A 24,070-nucleotide genomic window follows, 5' to 3' on the forward strand; every position below is an offset into this window, starting at 1 on the left:
TAATTAACAGGCTTGGGAATTGTTATGGAGAACAAGAAACGCTCTAAAGAAAAGGCCGAATATAAGATCACAGAAGAACTCGGTGGCCTTGAAATCCTTAATGCTGAATACGAAAAGCAGAACTTCTCACGCCATAGCCACGAAGGCTACACACTTGGTATTATTGAGCAGGGCGCTCAACGTTTCTATCGAACGGGCGGGCATCATATCGCACCACAAGATGCCATCATTCTGGTGAACGCCGACGAAGTTCACAGCGGACACTCTGCCACTGAAGGTGGTTGGGCGTATCGAGCTATGTATCCACTTCCTGAGCAACTCGCCAAAATCACTCAAGAGCTTAACTTACCTAATTATGGCGCGCCTTATTTCCCAAGAGCGGTGGTTGAAGATCCTGAGCTCGCTAACCAATTAAGGCTAGTGTTTAATGCGATTGACGAATCGGATAATCGCTTGTTACGTGAAACCTTGATGTACGGGATGTTGGTTAAGCTGATTAGTCGACATGGTAAATCAAGCCTTAAACCTCAATTAGATGGCAAAACTCAGCGTCAGCTTGTTCTGGTTAAAGAGTTCTTAGATGATTTTCCACAAGCCGATGTGTCCTTAGAAGAGCTGTCTAAACTTGCGGCTTTAAGCCCGTTTCATTTAGTGCGTTCTTTCCAAAAAGAGTTTGGTCTTCCGCCGCATGCGTATCAGATCCAGTCTCGGTTGAGGCTTTCTCGCAAGTTATTGAAGCAAGGACATACTATTTCAGATACCGCCCAAGAATGTGGTTTTCACGATCAAAGCCATTTTCATCGACACTTTAAAAAAGCCAACGGCTACACGCCGGGACAATACATCAAAATGCTTTAAATGTGGATGACGAATGGGAGTACTAAATCGAGCAAGTTTGTACAATCGAACCAACTCAGGTGTTCTTATATTGAATAGCCAATGTGAAGAGAGACAAGAATAATATGGATAATAAAAAAATGGATAGGCGTACTCAGTTGTGGAAAGGTGTTTTAGCTGGAATGCCTTTGAGTATCGCAGTGATACCGTGGGGGATTCTTGCGGGCTCATACGCAATAGATGCCGGATTGAATCAGCTTCAAGCACAAGCGATGTCAGCGATTTTGTTTGCGGGTTCAGCGCAGTTAGTGGCAGCGGGGATGTTCAAATCGGGCATTGGGTTAGGGACTATGTTGTTAACCACGTTCTTTATTACTTCAAGGCATTTTCTTTATAGCGTTTCGATGCGAGACAAAATCAGTCACCTTCCCGCTCGGTGGCGATTATTGCTCGGTTTTTGGCTCACGGACGAACTGTTTGCGATATGCAGTGGGCAATCTCAGCAAGAGTTCAATCGTTGGTACGCGGCGGGTGTGGGCGGCGGTTTTTATCTGGTTTGGAATATCGCGAGTTTCGTTGGCATTGTCGCTGGAAGCCAAATTCCGTCACTCAATGAAATCGGTCTTGACTTTGCGGTAGCAGCGACCTTTATTGCGTTGGTTTTTCCATTAATCAGAACATTGCCTGTTGTCGTGTGTGTGGTGGTTTCATTGGTCATCTCGGTCGCGATGTCGGTTAACAATGTTGAAGGTGGGCTAATGATTGCGGCGATTGCTGGCATGTTGGCGGGCTTTTTTAGCGAGTCATTTCAAGAACGAAACAATGGCAATAAACCCATCGCGGAGGGGGAATAGAGATGATTTGGTTAACGATATTACTCATGACGGCGATTGTGTTCTTTAGCCGGTATCTGTTCCTAGAACCTGCCATCCCACTTCGTTTGAATCAAACAGCGCGACGCTTGCTACGTTATTCAAGCCCAGCGGTGCTGACTGCGATTTGGGGACCAATTGTTTTCGCACCAGAGCAAATATTTTGGCCAAGCATTGAAAACCCGTATTTGATCGGTGCTCTTGTGACCGGTCTGTTGATATGGAAAACAGGCAATGTGTTGCTAACGATCGGCGTCAGTATGGCGGTGTTTTTGTTCTATAATCTCGTCGCGGTTGATTTTCTTTTCTCTTGATTCCCAATGTTTGATTATATGTTTTATCCGTAATTTAAGGCCTGTATAAATATGATTACTTGTTATGTTCGATATGTGATTGATCCTAAGAAGATAAAGGAGTTCGAGACCTACGCAAAAATGTGGATTCCTTTAGTGGATAAATTGGGCGGTCAACACAATGGGTACTTTTTGCCATCAGAAGGCGCGAACAATATCGCGTTAGCACTATTCTCTTTTGATAGCTTGGCGGCCTATGAAGAGTATCGTACTCAGTCGCTAAATGATCCTGAGTGTATCAAAGCCTTCGAATTTGCTGATGAGGTCGATTGTATTGTAAGTCATGAACGTAGCTTCTTTAGACCTGTTTTTGATTGATTGACCTTGCAACGTATGGCGTGGTGACTTCTAATGTATTGATTCACTATTTGTGTATTTAGGTTCTGGTAAGGAGTTAATTTGGCTAATAAGTATTATGTGGTTTGGAAAGGTCGTACACCGGGTATTTTTACTACTTGGAATGAGTGTAAGTCGCAAGTTGATGGTTTTGCTGGTGCGAGATATAAATCGTTTGCAACATTAGGCGAAGCTGAATCTGCTTTCGGCGGTAAAGCATCTTCTGCGACTCGTTCTACTTCAACATCTGGATCTTCACCGACCAAGCCAAGTACTGCGGGTAAGCCTAAGAAAGCAAAAGTCCCGCCTCTTTCTGAGCAGCAAATCGCTGAAATGCCTTTCGATATCAAGATATACACAGATGGTGCTTGTGAGCCGAACCCTGGTGAAGCGGGAACTGGCTTAGCAGTCTACTTGAATAATGAATTAACCGAGTTGTGGTATGGCTTGTATCAGCAGGTTGGAACTAATAATACGGCAGAGCTGCATGGCTTAAAGCAAGCATTTATTCTGGCTAAGGAAAAGCTGAAAGCTGGTTTGTCTGTCGCGATTTATTGCGATTCTAAGTACTCGATTGACTGCATTACCAAGTGGGCATCTGGGTGGGAGAAAAAAGGTTGGACGAAGTCAGGCGGTGAAATTAAAAACCTAGACATCATCAAACCGGCGTATTCGCTTTACCAAGAGTTGGTTTCCAAGATTACGATCTACCATGTGAATGGTCATGTAGGTATAGAAGGTAATGAATTGGCCGATAGAATGTCGATTATCGCGATTTCATCGAAAGAACAAGATTTAACTCAATATCGTGACATCGAAGATATTGAATCTATTTTGGCACTGCGAGCTGGCTAGGTTTCTTACTGAACAGATCATAACTCCATAATTAGATGGCTGTTAGGTAGAGCGTGACATTTAAAACAATGTAGCCCTCTATTGATTGTTAGATGTTTAGCCGCTAACTACTCATTGTTTTAGTCTTAATGATGTCCTATTGAGCTGGATTTTCTATCCAGCGAGATAATTTCTGAGCTTGTTTTATCGAATTGAAACTGCTTTTCACTCTTTGTCGTGCTTTTAATCCCATCGACATTTTATCGTTACTGCTCAGCTGAGCAAAATGCTCAATTGCTTCTCTTAATTCTTCGGCGCTTTTTTCGTTGACCAAAAAGCCAGTTTCTGGAGTGACGATCTCCTTACAACCCATGATATTGGTGGTAATCACCGGAGTTCCGACGGCCATCGCTTCTTTAAGTACTAATGGGCCAGTGTCCACACAACCAGTTTTTGAGAAGCAGAACGGTGCGATCAAGCTATCGTAATTCGGTAGGGTCTCTTTCACCCATTCATGGGACTTCGCTCCTAAAAAGGTTACGTTTCGATTGAGCCCTTGTTGTTCTACCTGAGTTTTTAGTTGTTGTTCTAAATCACCAGTGCCGACGATATCAAGGTGAATGTCGAGGGGCTGGGCAATCGGTGCTAGTGCATCAATAAGATGGTGAATACCTTTTTGTTCAATTAAGCGGCCAATAAAAACGAAGCGAAGTTGTTTAGCTTCGGTTTTTGGGTACAGTTGAAATTGTTTGGTATTTACTCCGCAATGAAGGAGCTTAACGTTTCCTTTAGCCATATTATTGAAGTCGATGAGCATGTCTTTGCACACTACGACCGCAAAATCACTCGATGAAATCTTCTGTTCAATATCAAAAGCGAATTCGTAAACATCATGACCGTGGGCGACGAAAGAGCAAGTGATATTGAGCAGTTTCGCTGCGACGATGGCGTGAGCGGTAGTATGCTGACAGAAGTGCGCATGAACGTGTTCTACGTCTTTTTCTGCGAGTTGTAGCGCTAATTTGAACCCATAAGCGAGCAGTGATCTTTTGGGCATGCTGGTTTGCTTTGAAACGAAGAATATTGCCCTGATAAAGCCGAACCAATTGACGTTTATCAACTTCCTAACTTGAAAGTCTTGACCAATTTTTACTATGTCATAGTCAAATAACTTTTCGCTCTCTTCTATCTCAAATGCCATCACGCAAACATCATGCCCACAAGCTTTGATGGAGTCGACTTCTGTTTGAATGAAGGTCTCACTGAGTACAGGGTAAGTTGGTGCTATAAATGCTACTTTCTTCACTATTTTTCCCTCTAATCAATACGAATAAGTAGGGTCATAATCAAGAAAGCAAGATACGAACCAAGATCAGATGGCGCTTTCTTATGGTTATCTTATTGATGCGGTCAGTTTTCTCAAATTGATAATCAAATTGGAATTGTGGGCTCCATGTCTGACGGTGTTTTATTTTCATTTTGGGAGTGTCAACGTAGGTGATTGATATGAGTGCAATTTAATAGCTAGGTGCTCTCGGCATAGAACGTGCAAAGTCAACTGCATAAGGTATAGATCAAAGGGCGTCATTATGGCTAAAGTGAGTATTATCATTCCTACCTACAATTGTTTGGATTACCTGCCGAAGGCAATTGATAGTGTATTTCAACAGACTCATCAAGACGTTGAGTTAATTGTTATTGACGACAATAGCAATGATGGAACATCGGCTTATCTCGCATCGATTAATGATGAACGTATTATTAAATTATCAACACTGGGTGTGGGCGCGTCTCAAGCAAGAAATCTTGGAATAGAAAAATCAACGGGTGAATACATCGCTTTTTTAGACGCTGATGATTTTTGGTTTCCCGAAAAACTCGAACGCCAACTCGAATCTCACAAACGATACCCAGACCTTACGATGAGCTTTACTAACTACGAACATCTCACCGAAGACTACCAAGTGACTGGTGATTGTTTTAGTTATTGGGCGCAGTTTCAAGAGCAAGACGAGACATTCATCAATATCGAAAACCCATTAGAGTTCATTATTGAAAACAATGTCATTGGAACGTCAACGGTAATGGTGAAAGCCGATGTTTTTTCTCAAACGGACAGTTTTAATCCTGATATCAAATATGCGGAAGATTGGGAGTTGTGGCTTCGAATTAGTGAAAATCATCAGATTGGTGTTTTGAACTCAGTACAGGTTGGCTACTTGATGAGAGCAAATTCTGTTACTCAAACGGAAAGCCTTAAGCTGAGAAACTTGCAGTCTATCGAAAATATTCTGCAGCATTATCAAAATGACTATCAACGATGGAACCTAACTACTTCGAGTTTCAAAATTGCAAAGGCGAGAATTATGGAAGGCTACGCCGACTATTATAGAGGCTTACAAAAAAAAAGACTTGCGATCTCATACAGTATTCGCTCGTTAATTTTGGCACCAAAAAAACGTACATTAAGACACCTTCTTGGGGACTGTAAGAGTTTTATAATGCCTGTATTGTAAGGAATAGGTGACTACTATGAGTTCACTAAATCAGTCTGCCTATTACGCCATTGGCATTGTCATGATGAAAGGGATCTCGCTCGTGATGATCCCCTATATCACCCATAATATGACGCTGGCAGAATATGGCTCTCTAGAAGCCATCGTCTTGTTGGGTGATATCGGTACTATTCTATTTAGTTTCGGTATTGTTGAGGCAATGTACCGATATGTAGGTGTCGCTGAGGGTGAAGAAAAGAGGAAACTGATCTCGAACTGTTTTACATTGAGTGTCTTGGTCTGTGTGCTCGGGGGCAGTTTGATTGTTCTAAGTATACCCATGTTACTATTGATGCTTCCGGTTGTGTTCCAGCCCTATCAAATACTACTTCTGTTGATACCTACTATGCTCGATGGTGCGATTTCTATCCCACTAACATTGATGCGAATGAATGCTATGGCTAAGCGTTTCTGTTTGCTCAATGTAGTAAAAGCGAGTGTACAAGCTGTCATGACTTTTACACTGCTTGAAGCTGGGTATGGGATTGATGGAGTACTGATTTCTTCCGCTGTTTCGAGTGTGTTATTGATGCTGTGTTTACTGCGTTATCAATGGCAAGAGATGAGCACATTTGGCAGCCTCAAATACTCAGCTAAGATTTTAAAGTTTGGATTGCCTACCTTGGTTAGTGGTGTCTCTATGTACATGATTACAGGGCTGGACCGCTGGGTCATGGCGAGCTTTGTTGGTGTTGAAGAACTTGCAATTTACGCGATCAGTGGCAAATTTGCGTTACTTCTTGGCTTGCTACTACAGCCTTATACTTTGTGGTGGTTTCCAAATCGTGTTGCCATGCTTCAAAAGTCTGGTGGTCAAAAAGTGTGTGCGGACAGAGCGCTCGTCGGCGTTAACCTGGCCATTGTGTTGGGGTGTTTAATGATCCTCACCGTGCCGGGGTTTATTCTGTGGATACAGAAAACCACGGGTTTACCCGTGGATGAATGCCTTTGGAGACGGTACGATGGATAAATGCAATATTACACCTCATCCCATAGTATCTACTACACGAAGTATCACGTAGTTTGGGTAACTAAGTACCGTCGGAAAATCCTGAATCCTGGTATGTGCAGCTACCTACGGAAGGTTATGCCAAAGTTACTGCGAAGTTTACCTGGCGTTGAGATAGAGACGATAGGCTTTGATGAAGATCATCTGCATATGATGATGCTTATCCCACCGAAATACAGTATTTCAGACGTCATGGGTAAACTAAAAAGCCAATCGTCGCACCACATGCGAAAAACGTTCAGTTGGCTAAGTAAGGTTTACTGGAAAGAGAACATTGTGTGGTCGCCAGGTTACTTTGTCAGTAGCGTAGGCGTGAATGAACAAGTTATAGCGAATTACGTTAGACACCAGGGCGAAAAGGATTCTGGTCAACTCCGCATGGAGTTGTAACAGTAAGTACCCCGTGCATGCACGGGGGTATCTACTGCTTTAATTTTGCCCAGCAGTTATGAGTATGCGGGTGTTATCGTCATGGCTCTGTTGGCCATCGGTGTGATTAAATGCGCAGGGGATTATCTCAACCTTGGCTGTTTCAGTGGCGACTCAAGCCAAACGCAAATGTGGATACAAGGTGGGTGTGCGATTTCAGCTGCGATTGGTTATTTTGTTGTGACACCGATTTATGGCGTGTGGGGCGTGATAGTGGTACTTTGCGGCGCTTATACCGTGAGGTTGTCACTGCTCTATATCGTGAGCCAAAAAATGGAATATTTACCTTATGATCACTGTAAATGGATGGTAGCGGTGGGTATCGCTGTAACTTCTATTACTAGTGATAGGCTAATTGGTTGGATGCTGGTTGATGTTCATGACTTTGTTTTAGGCAGTTTTGTGGCAATAGTAGCGCTAGTCGCTTTTGTTCGATACTCTGTTATCCCCGTTCCGCAGGCGTTGCTTAATAAATTTACGTTAGGTAAACAATCGCACGTAAGTTGAGCTCGCTTTATTCAGAGTGCTGGGTATTCTGAGTTGTTCCTGTAAACATAATAACCAGTGATAATGAAACACCGTTCATAACCGTTGGGATTAGATAGTATTTATAAATTTAGTGAATGCTAACTATGGGAAGATATATAAATAAGTGGATGTTGCTTCTTTCTCTATTTTCAGCTGCCTCATACAGTACCTCTGAGGCTCCTACTGAGGATGTTTTCGCTCCCGACTTCAATTCATCAGAGCTCAATTCACCGGATTTCAAGCCGCCTGAAATTTCCCTGCGAGGGTTGGATAACATCGTCTGTGCTAGCGAGTGCGATTTACATCTTCGGTGAAATAGGCCTTGCGGAAAATCTATCGACACCAGAATACGAGAAGTTTTTTGAAAACTAATTAGTAAAGTGCGCCAGTGGGTTGGAAGGGCGGGATCGAACTTTAGTTATTGAAAATAAATAACTTTATTTTCAATTGGAACTTTTCCTGATAGTCACGATCAGATCATGAAATAAAAAATATGAGAAACTCGCATGATTATCATTGAACAGCTAAAAAAAGTGAAAGATACCCGTTCGCACATCAACCAAGTCTACCCTGTTATAGAAGTCGCTTTTGTTGTCATAACAGCCATGCTTTGTGGTCAAAACAAGTGGACGGATATCAAGGATTTTGGTGAAGGAAATATCGACTGGTTACGTGAGTATTTCCCCTACGAAAATGGCCTTCCTACTCGTCATAATATTGCAGCAATTATGAGGACTATTGTTCCTGAAACACTCTTAGAAGCTATGGTGGGCTGGGTTAATTTGCATAGAGAGAGGCATGCTCAACCTATCATCAGTGTTGACGGGAAGGTACTAAAAGGTGCTAAAGCAAACAAACAAGATAACCCCCTTTATATGGTCTCGGCATTCGATGTTGATGAAGGTTTGACCCTCACACATCAACCCTGTAAAGGCAAAGGGACGGAGCTAACAGCGATAAGAAACCTGTTAGATACTTTAGATATAAAAGGATGTCTATTAACGGCTGATGCCCTGCATTGTCAGGTTGAAACTCTGAATAAAGTGGTTGATAAAGGTGGCGATTTCTTAGTGCAAGTCAAACTGAATCAGCCCAGTTTGCTTGCAGAAGTGGATGCACAATTCCAAGACTATTGGTCTTTGCCTGAAGATAAACAAGAGTCATACATCACCGAAGATAAAGGGCATGGCAGAAAAGAGGTTCGTGAGGTTTACGTTCTCCCAGCAGCCTTCAGTGAAGCACTCAGAGAAAAGTGGTCTGTCGTTAAAAGTGTTGTTGCAGTGGTGAGAGATAGAAGTGTCAAAGGGAAAGGAAGTTATGAAACATCGTATTATATTTGCACAGATCACTTGTCGTTAGAGTTAGCCTTACAAGCGACCAGAAAACACTGGCACATCGAGAACCAGCAGCACTGGGCGTTGGACGTTATTTTCAAAGAAGATGAACAATGTATTTATGCTGGAGATTCAGCACTAAATATGGCTTGTTGCAGACGTTTTGTTCAGAACTTGTTTAGAAAATCCGAAGGGAACTTGTCAGTACCCAGGAAGATGAATAAAGCGGTATGGGACAAAGATTACAGAGCTTCGGTTTTGTTTACATCAAATTAACAAAGTACATTCGTGCCCTTAGTGGGTTGGTACTTCTTTTTAATGCAGTGACAAAAGATATTAAATGCTGTTATAAAAGATAAGATCTTGTTTAACGATTTTATAATCACGGCATTTGGCAATTAGGAAGCACTAATGGAAATCTGGAAGCTACTGCTGTTTATCCCAGCTTGTTTTGCGCTCAATATGACTCCGGGGCCAAACAATTTGTTATCAATGAACAACGCCCGTTGTTATGGATTTCAAGCGGCTTTCATCGCGGGATTAGGACGAATCACGGCATTTTCTGGCATGATCGCGCTAGCTGCATCTGGTCTGGCTGTTGTTCTTTATACTTCTGAAACCTTGTTTTTCCTTATCAAGTTTTTTGGCGCCATGTACTTGCTTTGGATTGCGTTCAACCTATGGCGTTCACAAGCCAGCCCAGTAGCGGACATTGAGCGAAATAGGAATTGGCTTGGTCTTTTTAAACAAGAGTTCGCACTGGCTGCTGGTAACCCAAAAGCGATACTCATTTTCACAGCTTTCCTACCTCAATTCGTTGATGTTACCGCTAATGTAAACACGCAGTTCTTTACCTTAGGAAGCACTTTTCTTGTGTTAGAAATACTCGCGATTTCTATCTACGCGGCGTTTGGTTTATACCTAAGAAACTGGTTTTCAAAACCGCAAATGGCCAAGCGTTTCAACAAAGCATGCTCTGTTTTTCTCGCACTATCTGGGGCAAATTTACTTGTGAACCGCCAGTAACGACTCGAGCCATAACAGTTATACCTTTCAGATTTTTAAGGAATTTTAATGAGTAATAACAATCTTGCACAAATGGGTTCGGCTCAAGTTTTTATTGAACAATTTAGGGGCGAGCCTTGTATTCGAAAGCAAGGTGCAGGCGAGGTTGAGATTTCTTTTTATCAATATGCCGCGCAGAATTTATCTGGTGTTCACAGTCCTAAGTTGTTTGCTGTGGAGGGAGATACATTGTTGATCGAACACGTTCCTCACTCTTTAATACTAAATGAGCTTCAAGCGACTTCAGAGGTGCATCAGCAACTATCTCATATCCATCAATCTCTATACTCACCGAATTTTAAAGTGAAAGAGCATAGTTGGAGTTCTTGTGATACTGAAGCTGCACTAGCGTCTCTCAATTTACCTCAAGTTACACAGGATAGCTTACTGAGTATACAGCGATTGAGTGATGTTTTGTTTAACCATAACACCTTGGTTTCAGGTGACACAAACCAAGGAAACTGGGGAAAGAGAGACAATGGTCAGATTGTTTTATTTGATTGGGAGCGTTTTGGTTATGGCAGCCCTGCTATTGATTTAGCACCGCTCGTTTCCCACATGGGTACTCTGTCTGATTATGAGTGTATTGTTGACCAGTACCTACTTCATAACAATATGGTTTCGCGAGAAGACTTAATCAAGCAATTGATTATTGCGAAAAGCTGGATCGTTGTTGAAGTGACGAACCTATTAGTCATGCGTGATATTCCAGACGCGTCAAAGTATCTGGAATGGTACAGGGGTCAATTGCCAACTTGGCTGGACTCTGTGGAAGATCAGCTGTAGGCCGACTAGAGATCTATAAGGGTCTATTTATCCATATTGTCTTTGCGGCACAACGGGAGCAGGCTTTATTTGGCGACCATGCCTAACCGCAGTTTGTCTTTCGTCAGGCCTTTGATTACTGAGGGGAGGGGGTGTTGGTTGCAAAGCAAGAATCGCAGGTTGTGGGTTATGTGTTGATGACGCCTACTGACAAACCACATTATTTGGGTTTTGTCTCTGTCAAAGACGAATCGAACTATTTTGGCAAAGATGAGCCTAGATCAGTGGGGCAGCTCATCATATAATTTTGCTTAACCCTGTGTGTGCTGGTTCTCGTTTCCACACACCTAGGTCAACATCACGATACCATGCATTAACACGACACTAGAGGTGAGCCGAGTTCTCATGTCAAAGTAGCCATCTGGGCCTTCGCTTTGATTTTCTTCTCTCATCGACCTTTCCGCTCTCCAAACCGCAATATAGCCGATGATAAGAATCAGCGTAGTGAGAAACTCCTTTTGTTCCCCAAGTAGCACGGCTAACCACGCGACTAACACAATCACGTTACTTAGAATCAGAGCCTTGTTGCTTGATTGACTTTCGAAATTTTCGATGCCATTTCCCCACAAAATACCCGACAAAAAACTCAATATGACCACGCTGTAGGTGATGAAGAGTGTCTCGCCGCTCAAGCCTAAGAATTGGCTGTCTGTCAGAGACAGCAGTAGGCCAAATAGAAACGGGATTAGCCCCATGTAACCCAGCTTGGCCATGGTATTGCGGATTTGAGTTGTTGCCATGTAATCAGATCTCATAATTGCTGCTCAATTGCATTTTTGAGTGTTGGACTTACAGGTGACGTCGAGCTAGGGAAGGTTGCCACCACTTTGCCTTCTTTACTGATCAAGAATTTGTAGAAGTTCCACTTGGGTGTCACGCCAGCTTGCTGTTGTATCTCTGCGAACACTGGGTTAGCGCTACTGCCAGATAGTGACGCTCGAGCCATCATCGGGAAGGTAACACCGTAATCGAGATAACAAATTTTGGCTGACTTCTCTTCGCTTCCTCGGTCTTGGCGAAAATCATTGCTTGGAAAGCCGACAACCGTGAATCCTTGGTCTTTATAGGTCTGATGCAATTGCTCGAGTTGTTTAAATTGTGGTGTGAAGCCACATTGGCTGGCCGTATTTACAACTAAAAGGGTTTTGCCTTTAAACTCTTCACACAGTTCTATCTCTTCCTTCGAATTTAACAAACGTTGTTTGCCATTGAGTATCTCAGGGCAACTCGCTGCAAAAGCGATAGAGCTCGTTAGGCTTGTAATCAGGGCGGTGGAGCAAAGCAGTGAAGGTTTCATAGGTTTGGCTCATTTTAGTTGGCGTAACTGTTATTACTCTCGCTCAGCAGGAAATGATCACTCTGCTAATCATTAACCGCCACTATTTATGAACTGATCAAGTGTTATTACTGGTGAGATATGGAGAGACCAAACGACTTATGTTCACTCTTGCACCAAGGCGAGCTGCTAACAGATACATGCCGCCGATTTTACGATGTAGGAATAGGGCGTCTGCTGGTGGTGTATGCCAATACTCTTGTTCCATGCTGAGTATAGTTCCGGCTTCGCGTAGCTTTTGAGCGAGTCCGCTGGCTTTAAAATCGTACTCTTCGTCGACCAACATGGGTTCACACGCCATTGTCACTAAGTTAAGAATAGCTTGGCGCTGATCGGGGAGAATCGTCTCACTAAAGAACCCAATCTGCTCTAGCGCCTTGTTGAGCCCTTGTTCATCGTGATTAATCACAGAGGTAAAAGCCAAACGATAGCCATCACTGAAGCGGTCGCTGTATTCACGCGTTGCCCCAAAATCTAACAGCCCAATCTGGCGCGTGTTTTCAACGTAAAGGTAGTTGGCGAAGTTGGGGTCGGTTTGCACCATCTTAAAATCGAACAATTCCTTGAACATGAGTTCGAGCAAGCTGCGCATCACAAAATCACGAGTGCTTTGATCGTAACTTTCTATTTGCTCTATCGAGACGCCTTCAATGAAGTCCATGGCGAGCACCGACTCTGAAGACATTTTAGGATGAATCTTAGGTACAACGAAGTGAGTGTGTTCTTTAAGCGCATGATAGTAACGTGTTGCGTAGTCAGCCTCGCGAGCATAATCCGCTTCATCATGGAGCTGTTTCTTTGCTTCTTCTAATAAGCTTTTGTAATCGACAGACTTTGGTATCAAACCAACGATGTTCAGTAATATGCCTACATTGTCCACATCACTGTCGATGCTTTTTCGAATTCCCGGATATTGGACTTTGATGGCAAGTTTTTTTCCCGAATCACTGTAGGCTTGATGAACTTGTCCAATGGACGCACTGGCGATCGGTTTGAAGTTGAAGGAAAGGAATTCGACTTTCCAATTGATGCCGAGTGAGCTTTCTAACACTTGGTTGAGCTGCTTTGTTGGCAGCGGATCGGCGTCTGAGCGCAGGCGAGAAAGAATGTCGGCGAGTTCAGGTTCGAGGACATCGCCAGCGTCCATTGATAACATCTGGCCAAGCTTCATGGCTGCACCGCGTAGGTGGGCGAGTTGGTTAGTCAGGCGAGCAATGTTCTGCGTCGTGAGCATTAAGTCTTTTGCTTTCGGCCTGTTGCCTTGTGCAAGTTGCTTGGTGCCTTCCGTTATCACATTGCCCGCGACTCTTGTCGCCAGCGAGGCAAACTTACTAAATCTAGAAATGCGATGTGTGGGAAGGTTTCTCTCTTTTGCCGACATAAAGGTTCTCTCTGGGAATCAAGGTTCACTACAAAGTTTTGTCAATCATTGCACAACGTTATGTTTTGTTGTGATAACTTGCCTCGTGGAACAGTAAACAAAATTAATAAGGACAAAGTATGAAGTTTGTTTGGTTGAAAGTGGCCGTCACGTTATTGGTATTTGCAGCCCTATTTGGCATTGTTTATTACAAGGTCGCCAATGGTATATCTTAATCCAATGCTATTTAGTACAGCTGTTACCATCGCAGCGCGACTGTCCGGTTAACCAGAACGAGACTTTATATCGGTTCTTGGCAAATCGTAAATAACACCAATCTGCCATTGGCTTAAATATTGCCCAGCGTAATGGGGCATATAGCCAACCTTTGCCTACCAGTTTCCATGCTTGATAAGTCACGTCCAAACCCAGCAGTAATTTTCCTTTCTCATCGAGTGCATGCAAAATCGTATTGGCTGCCTCTGCATCTATCTGCGGGTAGTCTGAAAATGCTTCACTATAGATATCGATGGTTTGAATCTGATTTTTGGTATCAGATTTAGTCAGTGCCGCCATCTCTTTCGCACAAAGCGGGCACGTTCCATCGTAAAATACCGTTAATACAGTCATTGTTTTCCTTATTTTTTTCGTCAATGCCAATCTATACGACATCACCAATTAGGTGGATCATTCTGCCCAGTTATCCGACACTATCATTATGAGAACTATTTTACAGTATCATCTAGAGGTAACATCCGTTCTATGCATTTACAAATTAAGAGCCTATCTCCAATGACAACAAAGCTAATAAACCGTTTTATTATCGCTATGACGGCCCTGATGCTAAGTGGTTGTGTTAGCTACAGCGTGACTGAGCAAGAAATGACGAACTACCTTCAAGATTCGGTGATGTTAGAGCAGGAAGTGGGTGTACAAAACATTATGTATGCGCAAGTCGCTGTCGATGACTTAGCGGTGCAGATTGGTCGAGCTGATGCCGAGCGTGTTTCTGTACTGGCGAACACCAATGCAAAAGTTCAGGTGTTCAACATGCCTAATATGGGGTTGGACTTGGACATCGAATTCAGCGCAGTCCCTGAATACGACAAAGAAAGTGGCGAGGTGTATTTAAAGTTACTGCGACTAGAGCGCTTTGAGGAGAAGGGCAAGCAGCTTTCTCCTGAAATAGAGAAATTGCTCAAACCCGCTGTATCGATGATCGGCTTTGCATTGTCTCAGTCTCCGGTATACAAACTGGACAGCAATAAAGTGCAAGAGTCGTTGATTAAGTCATCGGAACCCAATCTGGTGATTAAAGACAATAAGCTGGTTATCGAGTTATTCGATTAACCTTTTTCGTTTTAGCTCGGACTAAGATTTCAACATAATGGCTGCCGATTAGGTGGCCATTTTTGTTTGTCAACTTAAGTAAATAGTATTTCGATAAAGCACACTCGTTGTATTTTGGGTGTGCTTATTTTTGTCTGTGTAATGCCAATCTATGTTTAACCTTTCGTAATTAACTGCTTTATAAGTGTTTTTAAATTATTTCCTATTTTTGAAAATATCGCTTTACCTCAAGTTAACTTGAGGTTTTATCATCGCCCCCAATCCAAAAACATCAAGCATCACCTTGTCATTTTTAAAGAAATGTTTCTAACCAAATTTGAGGGTAAATAATGAAAGTATTAGCGATTGGCGCGACCAACAGTAAAGCATCGATCAACCAACAATTTGCAGCGTACGCCGCAAGCTTAGTTGAGGGCGCACAAGTAGAGGTGCTCGATCTTAATGATTTCGAAATGCCGATTTACAGTGAAGACAGAGAAAAGACGTCGGGTATTCACCAGCACGCGCAGCGCTTTTTTAGCAAGATTGGCGAAGCTGACGCTGTGATCATTTCGTTTGCAGAATACAACGGTTCTTATACCGCGGCTTTTAAGAATGTGTTCGATTGGGCATCTCGAATTGATATGAAGGTTTACCAAGGCAAGCCTGTTGTGATGCTCTCCACATCACCAGGCCCTGGTGGTGCAAGTTCTGTGTTGTCGTCAGCGGTAAATTCTGCACCTCACTTTGATGCTGATGTGAAAGGTTCTATGTCGGTGCCAAGCTTCTACGATAACTTCGATATGGAGGCGGGAGAGATGACCAACGTAGAAATGATCGATAACCTCAAGGTGATCATGGAAAAGATCTAAATATAACGTTCATACTTCAATCTAAGAGAAATCAGCCATCACTCGACGGCTGTTTTTTTAATTCAGTTTTGGATGTTTTGCTCAGTGGAACTGAAACTTAGTCCAATATAGCTAAACTTAAGGTTAACTTTAGCTATAATCAAAAATGGATTTGAATCTACCAGCAATATGATCAGGGAAAGTAAACAGACATGAAAAACATCGTGTATTTAACGATTGGTCAACTCTCGGAGCGCAGTGGTGTTACTCCTTCTGCACTGCGTTTCTATGAGACCAAAGGATTAATTGCCTCTATTCGAACTAATGGAAACCAACGCCGTTATCAGTCAGCGATGCTGCGTCGAATTGCGCTGATTCAAGTCGCTCAGTCGATAGGCTTTACTCTTGAAGAGATCACCGAAGAGCTGTCTTGCTTACCGATGAACCATACCGCGACTAAGCGAGATTGGGAACGGGTCGCTAAAAAGTGGCAAGGGCAACTCGACAGTAAGATGGCACAGATTCGTTCCTTACAAGAGAACTTAACTGGCTGCATTGGTTGCGGATGCTTGAGTATGCAAAAGTGCAACTTGCTAAATCCAGATGATATCCTGCATGACCAAGGACAGGGCGCTCAACGCATCGTTGATTAAGCCTGAATTAAGATTTCCTATTTGAGATCGTTGAATCCAATACATTCTATTTGATTGTCGTTAAGCCACTGCTTGAGTTCAGGGCTGGAGAGAAGTTGATGCTCTTCCACTCGTTTATCGCTGTAGCTAGACAGTGACTTTAGCTCTTCGCTCGCAGAAAGCGCGGGGTGACACATTAACTCGACGGTGCCGTTGGGCATTGGGTTTGGTAGCTCATTAGCTGCTAACAAAATGCCACATTAAGCGAGTCGATGAGCAACGCAGGTATGAAGTCTAAGCTCTCACGAATCGTTTCTAGTAAAGCTTCATCGATATGCGAACCACTATCGACAATAGGGTCATGACTCCAATCTGTTGTTTTCGTTTTAGAATTTACGTTTTCGATACCTTGATTGTCAGCGTACTTTTCAGCTCGATTATGCTTACGAAGTAAGTAAGCCTGGCGTAAGAGATACTGGTCGTGTGTTGAAAGTTGCTAACAACTTTTTACGTACTTTAAAAAACTCTCACCTAGGCAAGTAACGACAATCCCTTTTGATATCGCTAACATTGAGTTGATATATGAGGTCGATGAACAATGGTCGTTTGTTGGTAATAAGAAAAATCAACGTTGGCTTTGGTATGCTTGGGAGCCTAGATATAAACGCATCATTACCCACGCTTTTGGAAAAAGAGACACCGAGGCATTTAATAAACTACAACGTCTTCTACCGAAATTTACCATTCCTTTTTATTGTACAGATGACTACCGCGTTTATTCAGTGAACTTACCGAGAGAAAAACACATCATCGGTAAGCGGTATACGCAAAGGATAGAACGATCCAACCTCACCCTGAGAACTCGCTTAAAACGACTCGTTCGAAAAACTATCGGTTTCTCCAGATCAGAAGAAATGCAGGATAAGGTTATCGGAACCTTTATAGAACGAGCGTTTTATCATTAATTAACAGGTTGGAGTCATGACCAAGAAAAGGGTTGCTAGGAGAAGCGGACTAGTCTTTAAGAGGCAGCTGATAGCTGTTTTTCAATTCTTTCACTGAGATGTTGGATTGAATCGCGCTGACGCCTTTGACTCGCCTGATCGAACTAATACGCTCAAAGTACTCTTCCAAATCTTTAGCTAACACTTGCACCATGTAATCGGCACCACCTGCAATGCAGTGACACATCGGAATCCAATCGGTTACCGCAACAAATTCTTCGAACGGTTCCGTGTTTTCAACCTCGTGGTTGCCCAACGTCACTAAGGTGAAACCAGCAACGTGAAAGCCCAGTTTCTTGCGGTTTAGCTTTGCGGCGTAACCATCGATATAGCCTGTCTCTTCCATACGTTTCCAACGGCGCCAGCATGGGGTTTCGCTGAGGTTAACTTTTTCAGCGAGCTTGCTGTTGCTCATGCGACCGTCTTGTTGGATGTGTCCTAAGATGGCGACATCTGTGTCATCCAACACTTCTTTGGTGGATTCTTTCTGTTTCATGGTTTTTATAGAAAAGTCTTGCTCAAATTTGCATTAATATTAGCCTATATAGCAATTTAATTCCTAGTGGAATCTGTAAACTCTCTCCTTATAAATACTTTACTTATTAGGAGTGAGAGGAAATGAGCTCTCAGTTAATGCTGGCGTTCTTGCTGTTTTCAATATCTATCGCAATTACACCTGGGGCAGGAAATATCGCATTACTTGGGATATCAAGTCGTTATGGATTTGCCGCGACTTTACCTTTTATATCTGGAAACGCTTTTGGCATCATCATCGTACTGGCGGGTTCTAGCGTCGGTTTGGTGAGCTTATTCACCCTTTATCCAGAGCTGTACAACATTTTGAAATACGCGGGCGCGGCTTACTTGCTGTTCATGGCGTGGTCGATTGCGAACATGCAAATCGAAGAAAGCACAGTCGATAATCGCTCGGGCTTTATGTCTGGCGTGTTGGTGCAGGTGTTGAATCCTAAAGGTTGGATTGCTTCACTTACGGTCTTTTCGCAGTTCATCACTCCGAATGCAGACTACCTGATTCAAGTGGTGACCATTATTGCTGGTATGGTGATCACGGGCGTACCGTGCATGTTGGTGTGGGCGTATTGTGGCACCATGCTTAAAAAGCTACTGCAATCACCGAAGCAGATGATGTTTGTGAACCGTTGCTTGGGAGGAAGCTTAGCGATGGTGGTTGCCTTTATGCTTTATCAACCTGCATAAAGCGCCTCTACAAATAAAAAAACCACTCCTAAATCCATAGGAGTGGTGTCTAAAAGTCGACTAAGTCGTTAACAGTTTAAGTAGAATTGAACATAGGTGAGTTCAGAATGAACCCTCCATTGAAAAGGGTTGGCATGTTTGCTAGCCCTTTTTTAGTTTTGTATTAACCGCCGATCAAAGTACAAAATATTCCGCAAAGAGCTCTGCCGAACATATCTTCAGATTAGCAAAAACCATAACAACGCTATGATTCTTTTTCGTTTTATTTAGGACGCCATTGTGTACAGGCAATGAGGACAGAACAGGCGAAATTGAGCGCTATCTCATTGAACTCCATAAATTGTCGTTAGTGTGGATATTTCTTTACTCAAAATACAATATGCATATTGTGCCATATGTGTTTTTTACACATATGTTTGTGGAGGGAACACCACAAACCGATAAAGGACATCTAATGAAAGTAATCTTATCTAACCTTAGGCTTGCGATAATATGGTTTTTTTCTTCGCTCGTTAATGCACAACCGCACCTTTTCGTTCAACCGTCTTCTCCTGTTCAACCACATCTTCCGGTTATTGCCGATGAAGTGAAATATCAATTGTCGAACCAAGAGTTGGTTGAGACATCGGGTAGTATACACACACAACAACTTGAACACGCTGGTGCGTCGTTCATTAAGCTTCACTTCAAGTCTCTTACTGTACCGAAAGGGAGCGTGTTACGTATTAAGTCAAACATTACTGATGAGGTTGTGGAGTATCGTGAGAGCCAAATAGATTGGTTCGCTCAATCGATTTCCAGTGATTCTGTCGTTATTGAATCCACCTCCAATTCAAACGGGCAGCATGTTCAGTTTGAAATTGATTACTACATGGCAGGTAAAAGTGCTGATGAAGAGGCTTTAGCGACGCTATCGACTTGTGGTGTGAATGAACGTAAAGATGTCGCTTGTTGGGAAGAGTCACACCCAGATAAGGTTGCTTGGACAACACCAGTGGCAAGGCTACTTATTAATGGTCGTAGCTTGTGTACCGCGTGGCGCGTGGGGCCAGACAACCATATGTTCACTAATAACCATTGTGTCGCCTCAGAGTCTGAACTAAGAAATACCGAGGTATGGTTTAATTATCAGCGTCGTACGTGTGATGGTTCTATGGCGACAACGGTTAAAGTGATGGGGAATAAAATACTCAGCACCGATTATGACCTGGATTACACGCTGTTTACCGTGGATGATTTTTCAAAGGTAGCGTCGTTTGGTTACCTAGGTTTGGATGCCGAAGAGCCTATGATCGGTGATGGGATTTACATTCCTCAACACGGGGCGGGTAAGCCAAAAGAGCTCGCGATTGAGAGCGATCAAAATGGTTCAGGATTGTGTCAGATCGATGTGGCTTCAGCGAATGGGCGAGGATCAAATACGGATACTGGCTATTTCTGTGACACAATTGGAGGCTCGTCTGGATCACCTGTTCTGCGAACCGATAACAACAAAGCCATTGCTTTGCATCATTTCGGAGGCTGCGAAAACCAAGGCGTAAAAATCAGTAAAATCTGGCCATTAGTGGCTTCGCATTTCAATGATGCATTACCTAACGGCTCGGTTGGTAAACCGAACAATGAGATCCCAGAAGTGGCTTTAGATAGTTTAGTGCCCAATCTCGCACTGACTTCAGGTGATCAAAAACTGTTTGTACTTAAGGCGGTAAATCGTACTGCTGATGTTACCGTTACTATTAAGTCAGGTATTGGTGATGCCGACCTATACATTCGTTCAGGACAACAGCCAACGAAAAGTGACTACGACTGTCGTCCGTATCGTTCCGGTAACGTCGAGTCTTGCGATGCACTTAAGGCTGATGAAGACCTCTACATTATGATTAACGCGTTCCGAAGTTTCTCTGGTGTGTCGCTTTCTGTGTCGCAATCTCAATAATCATATTTAACGCAAGAAAAACATTTAACGCAATAACAATACTTCACTCGATAACTCTATTTATATAAAAGTCATTATCGAGCCAATGCGTTAGACTAAATTGATAATAAAAAGACGAGCTATATAGGCTCGTCTTTTTGTGTTGGTAATTAAACAGAATGATTAATAATTTTTAAGTTGGTTTAAACATTGATTCGCTAATGTTGGTGAAATGTCGATATTCTTTAAATAATCATCCTTCCCAATTAACCATTATATTTTTGAGGTGTTGTTATTTCTAGAGGGAAGGTATACTTGATGGAAAGTTTAATATTCATAAAATCAATCATTGCTTTAACCAAGATCACAAATATCAATAAGCGTTGTGTTGCATATTCTGTTTTTGAGTTATTTTCCAGCCGCCAATCATCAAGGAAAAATAACAATGAAAAGAATATTAGCTTTAGTGTCTGTAACTGCTTGCCTAAGCCCGTTTGCTTATGCTGATAATACTAATGTTATCACTGGCGAATCACCGGAAGAGGTTTACGTTCAATATCAGTCTATCAACCAAGTTACCGAGTCGATGAAGACAGAGGGTTTCACGATGCATCGCTGTGGAATCAAGGCTCTGCGTAATAATATCCAAGCGACTCAGAGCCTTGAAGTTCCTCATAGTCAGATCCAATGTTTGTACTCTAAGCCAGGCGTATCAACCAGTGATGAGTCTGAGTTGATCTACTGGCACCTGAATGTGCTTTATAGCATGGAAAGTGGACACTTTATTGCGGATAGTGAGTTTACCGAACGATACACTAGCGAGATCTATACACATAGCCCTGAGTACCTTCTTGATATTGGTCCACATTACTACCGTCAGCGTTCTGAAGTTGAAGCGTTGGGAATGAAGGTCGGCGAATGTAATCTACAAAAAATTTATTACTTCAGCGCGCCAACAGAAGAGTCATATTTATCTGATATTGCATCTTGCCCTGTATATAAAGCTGACGGTGAATTGTCTGGTAATATCACAGTTGAAATTAACCATACACCGGCTAATTTCGGCTATAGTGAGAGACTTGCTCAATTTTACGCTATTTAATCCTGGGCATTTTTGAGTCGATTTTATATTAACAATCTGACTCCTATCTATTTGGTTATTCTAAATTAGTATTAAATAAAAAAGGGTTGGTACTAAATACCAACCCTGTAATTGTTAATAAACTACAGCGAACTTTAGAACTTAACCTGATAGTTCAGAGTATAAGTACGTCCACGGCCTTTGTATTGGTACAGCGCATCGCTACCGGTGTACCAGTGTTGAGCACGTTGGCTCCAGGTTGTGTAGTAATCTTCGTTTAGCAGGTTCTTAATACCAAAGCCCAGATTACCAACTGGAAGCTGGTAGCTACCTGTGAAATCAACTACTGTGAAGCCATCTAGTTCACGTTGATCAGCATCTTTGTAGTCAAACATAGTTAGGCTTTGTAGCTTCAGGCTATAGTCATTGTCGTACCAGCCAACCCAAGCCCCCGCTTTAGAAGTGCTCGCTTCCATCGCCTCGTGATCTTCCCAGCCAGTGTCTGTTTCAATTTCTGTCACAACATAGTGACCTAATAGACCAAGCTGTAGCATGTCTGTTGCCCAGTAGCTGATTTGAGCTTCCGCGCCGTAGACACGTTTAGGCTCTGCAAGATCTGATATCGATAGGTCATCTTCGTACTGAACGGTTGCGCTTGAGTGCGAGTAGTAGATTGCAGATTGTAGTGAGATATTATCTAAATCGTTACGGTAACCCAATTCGTAGCTGTCGGTTTTGATTCCATCTAGCTTAGAAGCGGCGACATCTTGAGTAGCGCTCTTGCCGTAGAAGCGATATAGCTGAGGGATATCGAAACCTTGTGAGAAGTTAGCCCAAACCTGAGAAGTAGGATTTAGGTGATAGATAGTACCAAAGTTAAACAAACCTTCAGCGTAATCTGTTGAGCCACCAGGAATGAAGTCCGAACTAGAGGTCGCTTGGAAGTCAGACACGTCTATGTCCATTTTCTGATAGCGATAACCTGTTTGTACTGACCAATCATCAGTAATGTTGTATTCCGCTTGAATGAAGCCAGCGATAGATTGAGTGTCGATCCCCGGGTAACGACCTTGCATTTCACTGATGACGTTTACTAAACCTCCCGTAGCTTCGGTCGTAGCTTGATCGTAGATCGCTCTGTCGCTATCAAATTTATCGATGTAACCGTCGATACCGTAGGTCAGATTCCAAGAGCCAAATGATCTATTAAGTGCCGCTTTTATTGCCAAAATATCAGTAGATTGGCGAGAGGAGTTAGTCGATAGAGTTGTCTTGCCATCAACAGTGTAAGGCATGAAGGTGTGCTCTTCGGCACGGTAAGATAGTTCAGCAATTAGCTGATGGTTTAAGAAGTTGTTGTTGCTGTATGCCGCACTTAACATGACACGCTCTGTGCCTTGTTCTCGATCCGCTGAGTAGCCCTCTCTCACATCAACAAACTGGAAGTTACCGCTACCATCTTTTTCAAAGTAAAGGCCGTAAGGAGTGTCTTGTTGGCTATCGTAGTACTGAGCCAACAAGTTTAGTTGTTGACCTTCAGCAACATTAATTTGTAGGTTACTCAGTAGGTCAATGGTCTCGTTAAACTGATTCGAACCCTGAGTCATATCTGGAGTTATCATCTCACCATCTGCATCGAAATAGCCTTGTGTTTTGGTGTAAGCGACCGATGCGCGTCCCTGAATTTTCTCGTTTCCACCTGCTATTGACTGAGCCAGTTTGTAGTCAAAATCTTCGCTTGATGAAAAGCCTGAAGTCCCACTAACAAATGATTCAAATTCGACTTCTTCACCAGACGCTTTTTTAGTAATGATATTGATAACACCACCCGAAGCGCCGGCACCGTAAATTGATGTTGCACCAGAGAGTACTTCAATGCGGTCGATGTTGAATGGGTCAATTGAGTCTAACTGACGGCTTATTGATCGAACTGATTGTAGAGATATACCATCAATCATTACCATCAGACTTCGACCGCGTAGGTTTTGGCCAGCGTGAGTGCGACCACCACTGCTTACATCCAGTGAAGGGATAGTAGCTGCCAGAATCTCATCAAGGCTTTTGCCACCGCGGTATTCTTGCTCGATAGTCTCTGAGTTAATGTACCAAACGGTACCTGGAATATCGCTGATCGTTTTAGGCGTGCGGCTAGAAACCACCACCATTTTTTCTTCAGTTGTTAGATCTTGAGCTTGAGCTGTAAATACTGTGGTTACTGCCGCAACTGCTATTGCGACGGTGGAAAGCTTGAAACTTCCTTTTTCGGTCTTCATTTTTTTCTCTGCATTTATCAATGAAAGGCTGCACACATTTCTTTTGGCGCGGTGACTCTATTTTTTATTGTGTTTATCCAGACTCAACAGAGTG

General features: G+C 42.8%; 23 protein-coding genes and 6 pseudogenes. 21 read left to right on the forward strand and 8 right to left on the reverse strand.

The features are described 5' to 3' along the window. Nucleotides 1-24: 24 nt before the first annotated feature. The 5 genes from ACMAZD_RS05965 (at nucleotide 25) to ACMAZD_RS05985 (ending at nucleotide 3,253) form a co-directional block, all read left to right on the forward strand. Nucleotides 25-858 carry an AraC family transcriptional regulator gene (locus ACMAZD_RS05965; protein ID WP_435248905.1) on the forward strand — a complete coding sequence of 278 codons (834 nt, stop codon included), beginning with the start codon at nucleotides 25-27 and terminating at the stop codon, nucleotides 856-858. Between the two features lie 104 nt (nucleotides 859-962). After that, on the forward strand, nucleotides 963-1,691 hold the full coding sequence (locus ACMAZD_RS05970) for an AzlC family ABC transporter permease (protein WP_435248906.1): 729 nt from the start codon (nucleotides 963-965) through the stop codon (nucleotides 1,689-1,691). Between the two features lie 2 nt (nucleotides 1,692-1,693). Continuing rightward, nucleotides 1,694-2,023 (forward strand): AzlD domain-containing protein, encoded by a 330-nt coding sequence (locus tag ACMAZD_RS05975; protein WP_435248907.1) that lies wholly within the window; start codon nucleotides 1,694-1,696, stop codon nucleotides 2,021-2,023. A gap of 51 nt (nucleotides 2,024-2,074) precedes the next feature. Then, on the forward strand, nucleotides 2,075-2,380 hold the full coding sequence (locus tag ACMAZD_RS05980) for an NIPSNAP family protein (RefSeq protein WP_435248908.1): 306 nt from the start codon (nucleotides 2,075-2,077) through the stop codon (nucleotides 2,378-2,380). An 81-nt stretch (nucleotides 2,381-2,461) separates the two neighbouring features. Further along, nucleotides 2,462-3,253, forward strand: coding sequence for a ribonuclease H1 domain-containing protein (locus ACMAZD_RS05985; protein ID WP_435248909.1), 792 nt, complete (start codon nucleotides 2,462-2,464; stop codon nucleotides 3,251-3,253). A gap of 136 nt (nucleotides 3,254-3,389) precedes the next feature. Here ACMAZD_RS05985 and ACMAZD_RS05990 read toward each other — a convergent pair whose 3' ends face one another. Further along, on the reverse strand, nucleotides 3,390-4,538 hold the full coding sequence (locus ACMAZD_RS05990; protein WP_435248910.1) for a glycosyltransferase: 1,149 nt from the start codon (nucleotides 4,536-4,538) through the stop codon (nucleotides 3,390-3,392). Nucleotides 4,539-4,821: 283 nt separating this feature from the next. Between ACMAZD_RS05990 and ACMAZD_RS05995 the strand changes: the two genes are divergently transcribed. The 9 genes and pseudogenes from ACMAZD_RS05995 (at nucleotide 4,822) to ACMAZD_RS06035 (ending at nucleotide 11,222) form a co-directional block, all read left to right on the forward strand. Next, complete coding sequence (locus ACMAZD_RS05995; RefSeq protein ID WP_435248911.1) at nucleotides 4,822-5,748, forward strand: glycosyltransferase family 2 protein; 927 nt, start codon at nucleotides 4,822-4,824, stop codon at nucleotides 5,746-5,748. Between the two features lie 16 nt (nucleotides 5,749-5,764). Then, nucleotides 5,765-6,700, forward strand: a pseudogene (locus ACMAZD_RS06000) (lipopolysaccharide biosynthesis protein); the annotation flags it as partial. A gap of 57 nt (nucleotides 6,701-6,757) precedes the next feature. Further along, nucleotides 6,758-7,186, forward strand: coding sequence for an IS200/IS605 family transposase (tnpA, locus tag ACMAZD_RS06005; protein ID WP_435248912.1), 429 nt, complete (start codon nucleotides 6,758-6,760; stop codon nucleotides 7,184-7,186). 36 nt (nucleotides 7,187-7,222) lie between these two features. After that, nucleotides 7,223-7,732: pseudogene (locus ACMAZD_RS06010) on the forward strand (lipopolysaccharide biosynthesis protein); the annotation flags it as partial. Nucleotides 7,733-7,848: 116 nt separating this feature from the next. Then, a pseudogene (locus ACMAZD_RS06015) lies at nucleotides 7,849-8,125 on the forward strand (hypothetical protein). 134 nt (nucleotides 8,126-8,259) lie between these two features. Next, nucleotides 8,260-9,363 carry an ISAs1 family transposase gene (locus ACMAZD_RS06020; protein WP_435247125.1) on the forward strand — a complete coding sequence of 368 codons (1,104 nt, stop codon included), beginning with the start codon at nucleotides 8,260-8,262 and terminating at the stop codon, nucleotides 9,361-9,363. A 135-nt stretch (nucleotides 9,364-9,498) separates the two neighbouring features. Then, a complete protein-coding gene (locus tag ACMAZD_RS06025; RefSeq protein ID WP_435248913.1) occupies nucleotides 9,499-10,113 on the forward strand; it encodes a LysE family translocator in 615 nt (204 codons plus the stop codon). Nucleotides 10,114-10,161: 48 nt separating this feature from the next. After that, complete coding sequence (locus ACMAZD_RS06030; protein ID WP_435248914.1) at nucleotides 10,162-10,938, forward strand: phosphotransferase family protein; 777 nt, start codon at nucleotides 10,162-10,164, stop codon at nucleotides 10,936-10,938. After that, nucleotides 10,884-11,222, forward strand: a pseudogene (locus tag ACMAZD_RS06035) (hypothetical protein). The gene ACMAZD_RS06030 and the pseudogene ACMAZD_RS06035 overlap by 55 nt, the downstream one beginning before the upstream one ends. Before the next feature lie 42 nt (nucleotides 11,223-11,264). Here the strand turns inward: ACMAZD_RS06035 and ACMAZD_RS06040 are convergent. From ACMAZD_RS06040 to ACMAZD_RS06055, 4 genes are all read right to left on the reverse strand, one after another. Beyond that, nucleotides 11,265-11,732, reverse strand: a complete 468-nt coding sequence (locus ACMAZD_RS06040) for a DUF3429 domain-containing protein (protein ID WP_435248915.1) — start codon at nucleotides 11,730-11,732, stop codon at nucleotides 11,265-11,267. Continuing rightward, nucleotides 11,729-12,274, reverse strand: coding sequence for a glutathione peroxidase (locus ACMAZD_RS06045; RefSeq protein WP_435248916.1), 546 nt, complete (start codon nucleotides 12,272-12,274; stop codon nucleotides 11,729-11,731). Before ACMAZD_RS06045 ends, ACMAZD_RS06040 begins: the two co-directional genes overlap by 4 nt. 97 nt (nucleotides 12,275-12,371) lie before the next feature. Next, complete coding sequence (locus tag ACMAZD_RS06050) at nucleotides 12,372-13,694, reverse strand: ABC1 kinase family protein (RefSeq protein ID WP_435248917.1); 1,323 nt, start codon at nucleotides 13,692-13,694, stop codon at nucleotides 12,372-12,374. Between the two features lie 222 nt (nucleotides 13,695-13,916). After that, complete coding sequence (locus ACMAZD_RS06055; protein WP_435248918.1) at nucleotides 13,917-14,303, reverse strand: thiol-disulfide oxidoreductase DCC family protein; 387 nt, start codon at nucleotides 14,301-14,303, stop codon at nucleotides 13,917-13,919. Nucleotides 14,304-14,465: 162 nt separating this feature from the next. Between ACMAZD_RS06055 and ACMAZD_RS06060 the strand changes: the two genes are divergently transcribed. From ACMAZD_RS06060 to soxR, 3 genes are all read left to right on the forward strand, one after another. Next, nucleotides 14,466-15,023 (forward strand): DUF1439 domain-containing protein, encoded by a 558-nt coding sequence (locus tag ACMAZD_RS06060; RefSeq protein ID WP_435248919.1) that lies wholly within the window; start codon nucleotides 14,466-14,468, stop codon nucleotides 15,021-15,023. Nucleotides 15,024-15,352: 329 nt separating this feature from the next. Continuing rightward, nucleotides 15,353-15,874 carry an NADPH-dependent FMN reductase gene (locus ACMAZD_RS06065; RefSeq protein WP_435248920.1) on the forward strand — a complete coding sequence of 174 codons (522 nt, stop codon included), beginning with the start codon at nucleotides 15,353-15,355 and terminating at the stop codon, nucleotides 15,872-15,874. Between the two features lie 191 nt (nucleotides 15,875-16,065). Beyond that, nucleotides 16,066-16,506 carry a redox-sensitive transcriptional activator SoxR gene (soxR, locus tag ACMAZD_RS06070; RefSeq protein ID WP_435248921.1) on the forward strand — a complete coding sequence of 147 codons (441 nt, stop codon included), beginning with the start codon at nucleotides 16,066-16,068 and terminating at the stop codon, nucleotides 16,504-16,506. Between the two features lie 17 nt (nucleotides 16,507-16,523). On the opposite strand, the pseudogene ACMAZD_RS06075 reads toward soxR, so the two are convergent. Continuing rightward, a pseudogene (locus tag ACMAZD_RS06075) lies at nucleotides 16,524-16,706 on the reverse strand (ChbG/HpnK family deacetylase); the annotation flags it as partial. A gap of 175 nt (nucleotides 16,707-16,881) precedes the next feature. On the opposite strand from ACMAZD_RS06075, the pseudogene ACMAZD_RS06080 reads away from it, so the two are divergent. Next, nucleotides 16,882-17,450 (forward strand): annotated as a pseudogene (locus ACMAZD_RS06080) (IS1 family transposase); the annotation flags it as partial. Between the two features lie 49 nt (nucleotides 17,451-17,499). On the opposite strand, the gene ACMAZD_RS06085 reads toward ACMAZD_RS06080, so the two are convergent. Further along, entirely contained in the window at nucleotides 17,500-17,985 is a 486-nt protein-coding gene (locus tag ACMAZD_RS06085; protein ID WP_435248922.1) for an Lrp/AsnC family transcriptional regulator, read from the reverse strand. Between the two features lie 122 nt (nucleotides 17,986-18,107). Here ACMAZD_RS06085 and ACMAZD_RS06090 point away from each other — a divergent pair, with 122 nt between their 5' ends. From ACMAZD_RS06090 to ACMAZD_RS06100, 3 genes are all read left to right on the forward strand, one after another. Then, nucleotides 18,108-18,707, forward strand: coding sequence for a LysE family translocator (locus ACMAZD_RS06090; protein ID WP_017092547.1), 600 nt, complete (start codon nucleotides 18,108-18,110; stop codon nucleotides 18,705-18,707). A gap of 454 nt (nucleotides 18,708-19,161) precedes the next feature. Then, entirely contained in the window at nucleotides 19,162-20,643 is a 1,482-nt protein-coding gene (locus ACMAZD_RS06095; RefSeq protein ID WP_435248923.1) for a trypsin-like peptidase domain-containing protein, read from the forward strand. 424 nt (nucleotides 20,644-21,067) lie between these two features. Then, complete coding sequence (locus ACMAZD_RS06100) at nucleotides 21,068-21,724, forward strand: hypothetical protein (RefSeq protein ID WP_435248924.1); 657 nt, start codon at nucleotides 21,068-21,070, stop codon at nucleotides 21,722-21,724. Nucleotides 21,725-21,858: 134 nt separating this feature from the next. Here ACMAZD_RS06100 and ACMAZD_RS06105 read toward each other — a convergent pair whose 3' ends face one another. Continuing rightward, a complete protein-coding gene (locus ACMAZD_RS06105) occupies nucleotides 21,859-23,976 on the reverse strand; it encodes a TonB-dependent receptor (RefSeq protein WP_435248925.1) in 2,118 nt (705 codons plus the stop codon). Nucleotides 23,977-24,070 lie beyond the last annotated feature (94 nt).

The organism is Vibrio sp. nBUS_14, assembly GCF_051201655.1.
Taxonomy (GTDB): Bacteria; Pseudomonadota; Gammaproteobacteria; order Enterobacterales; family Vibrionaceae; genus Vibrio.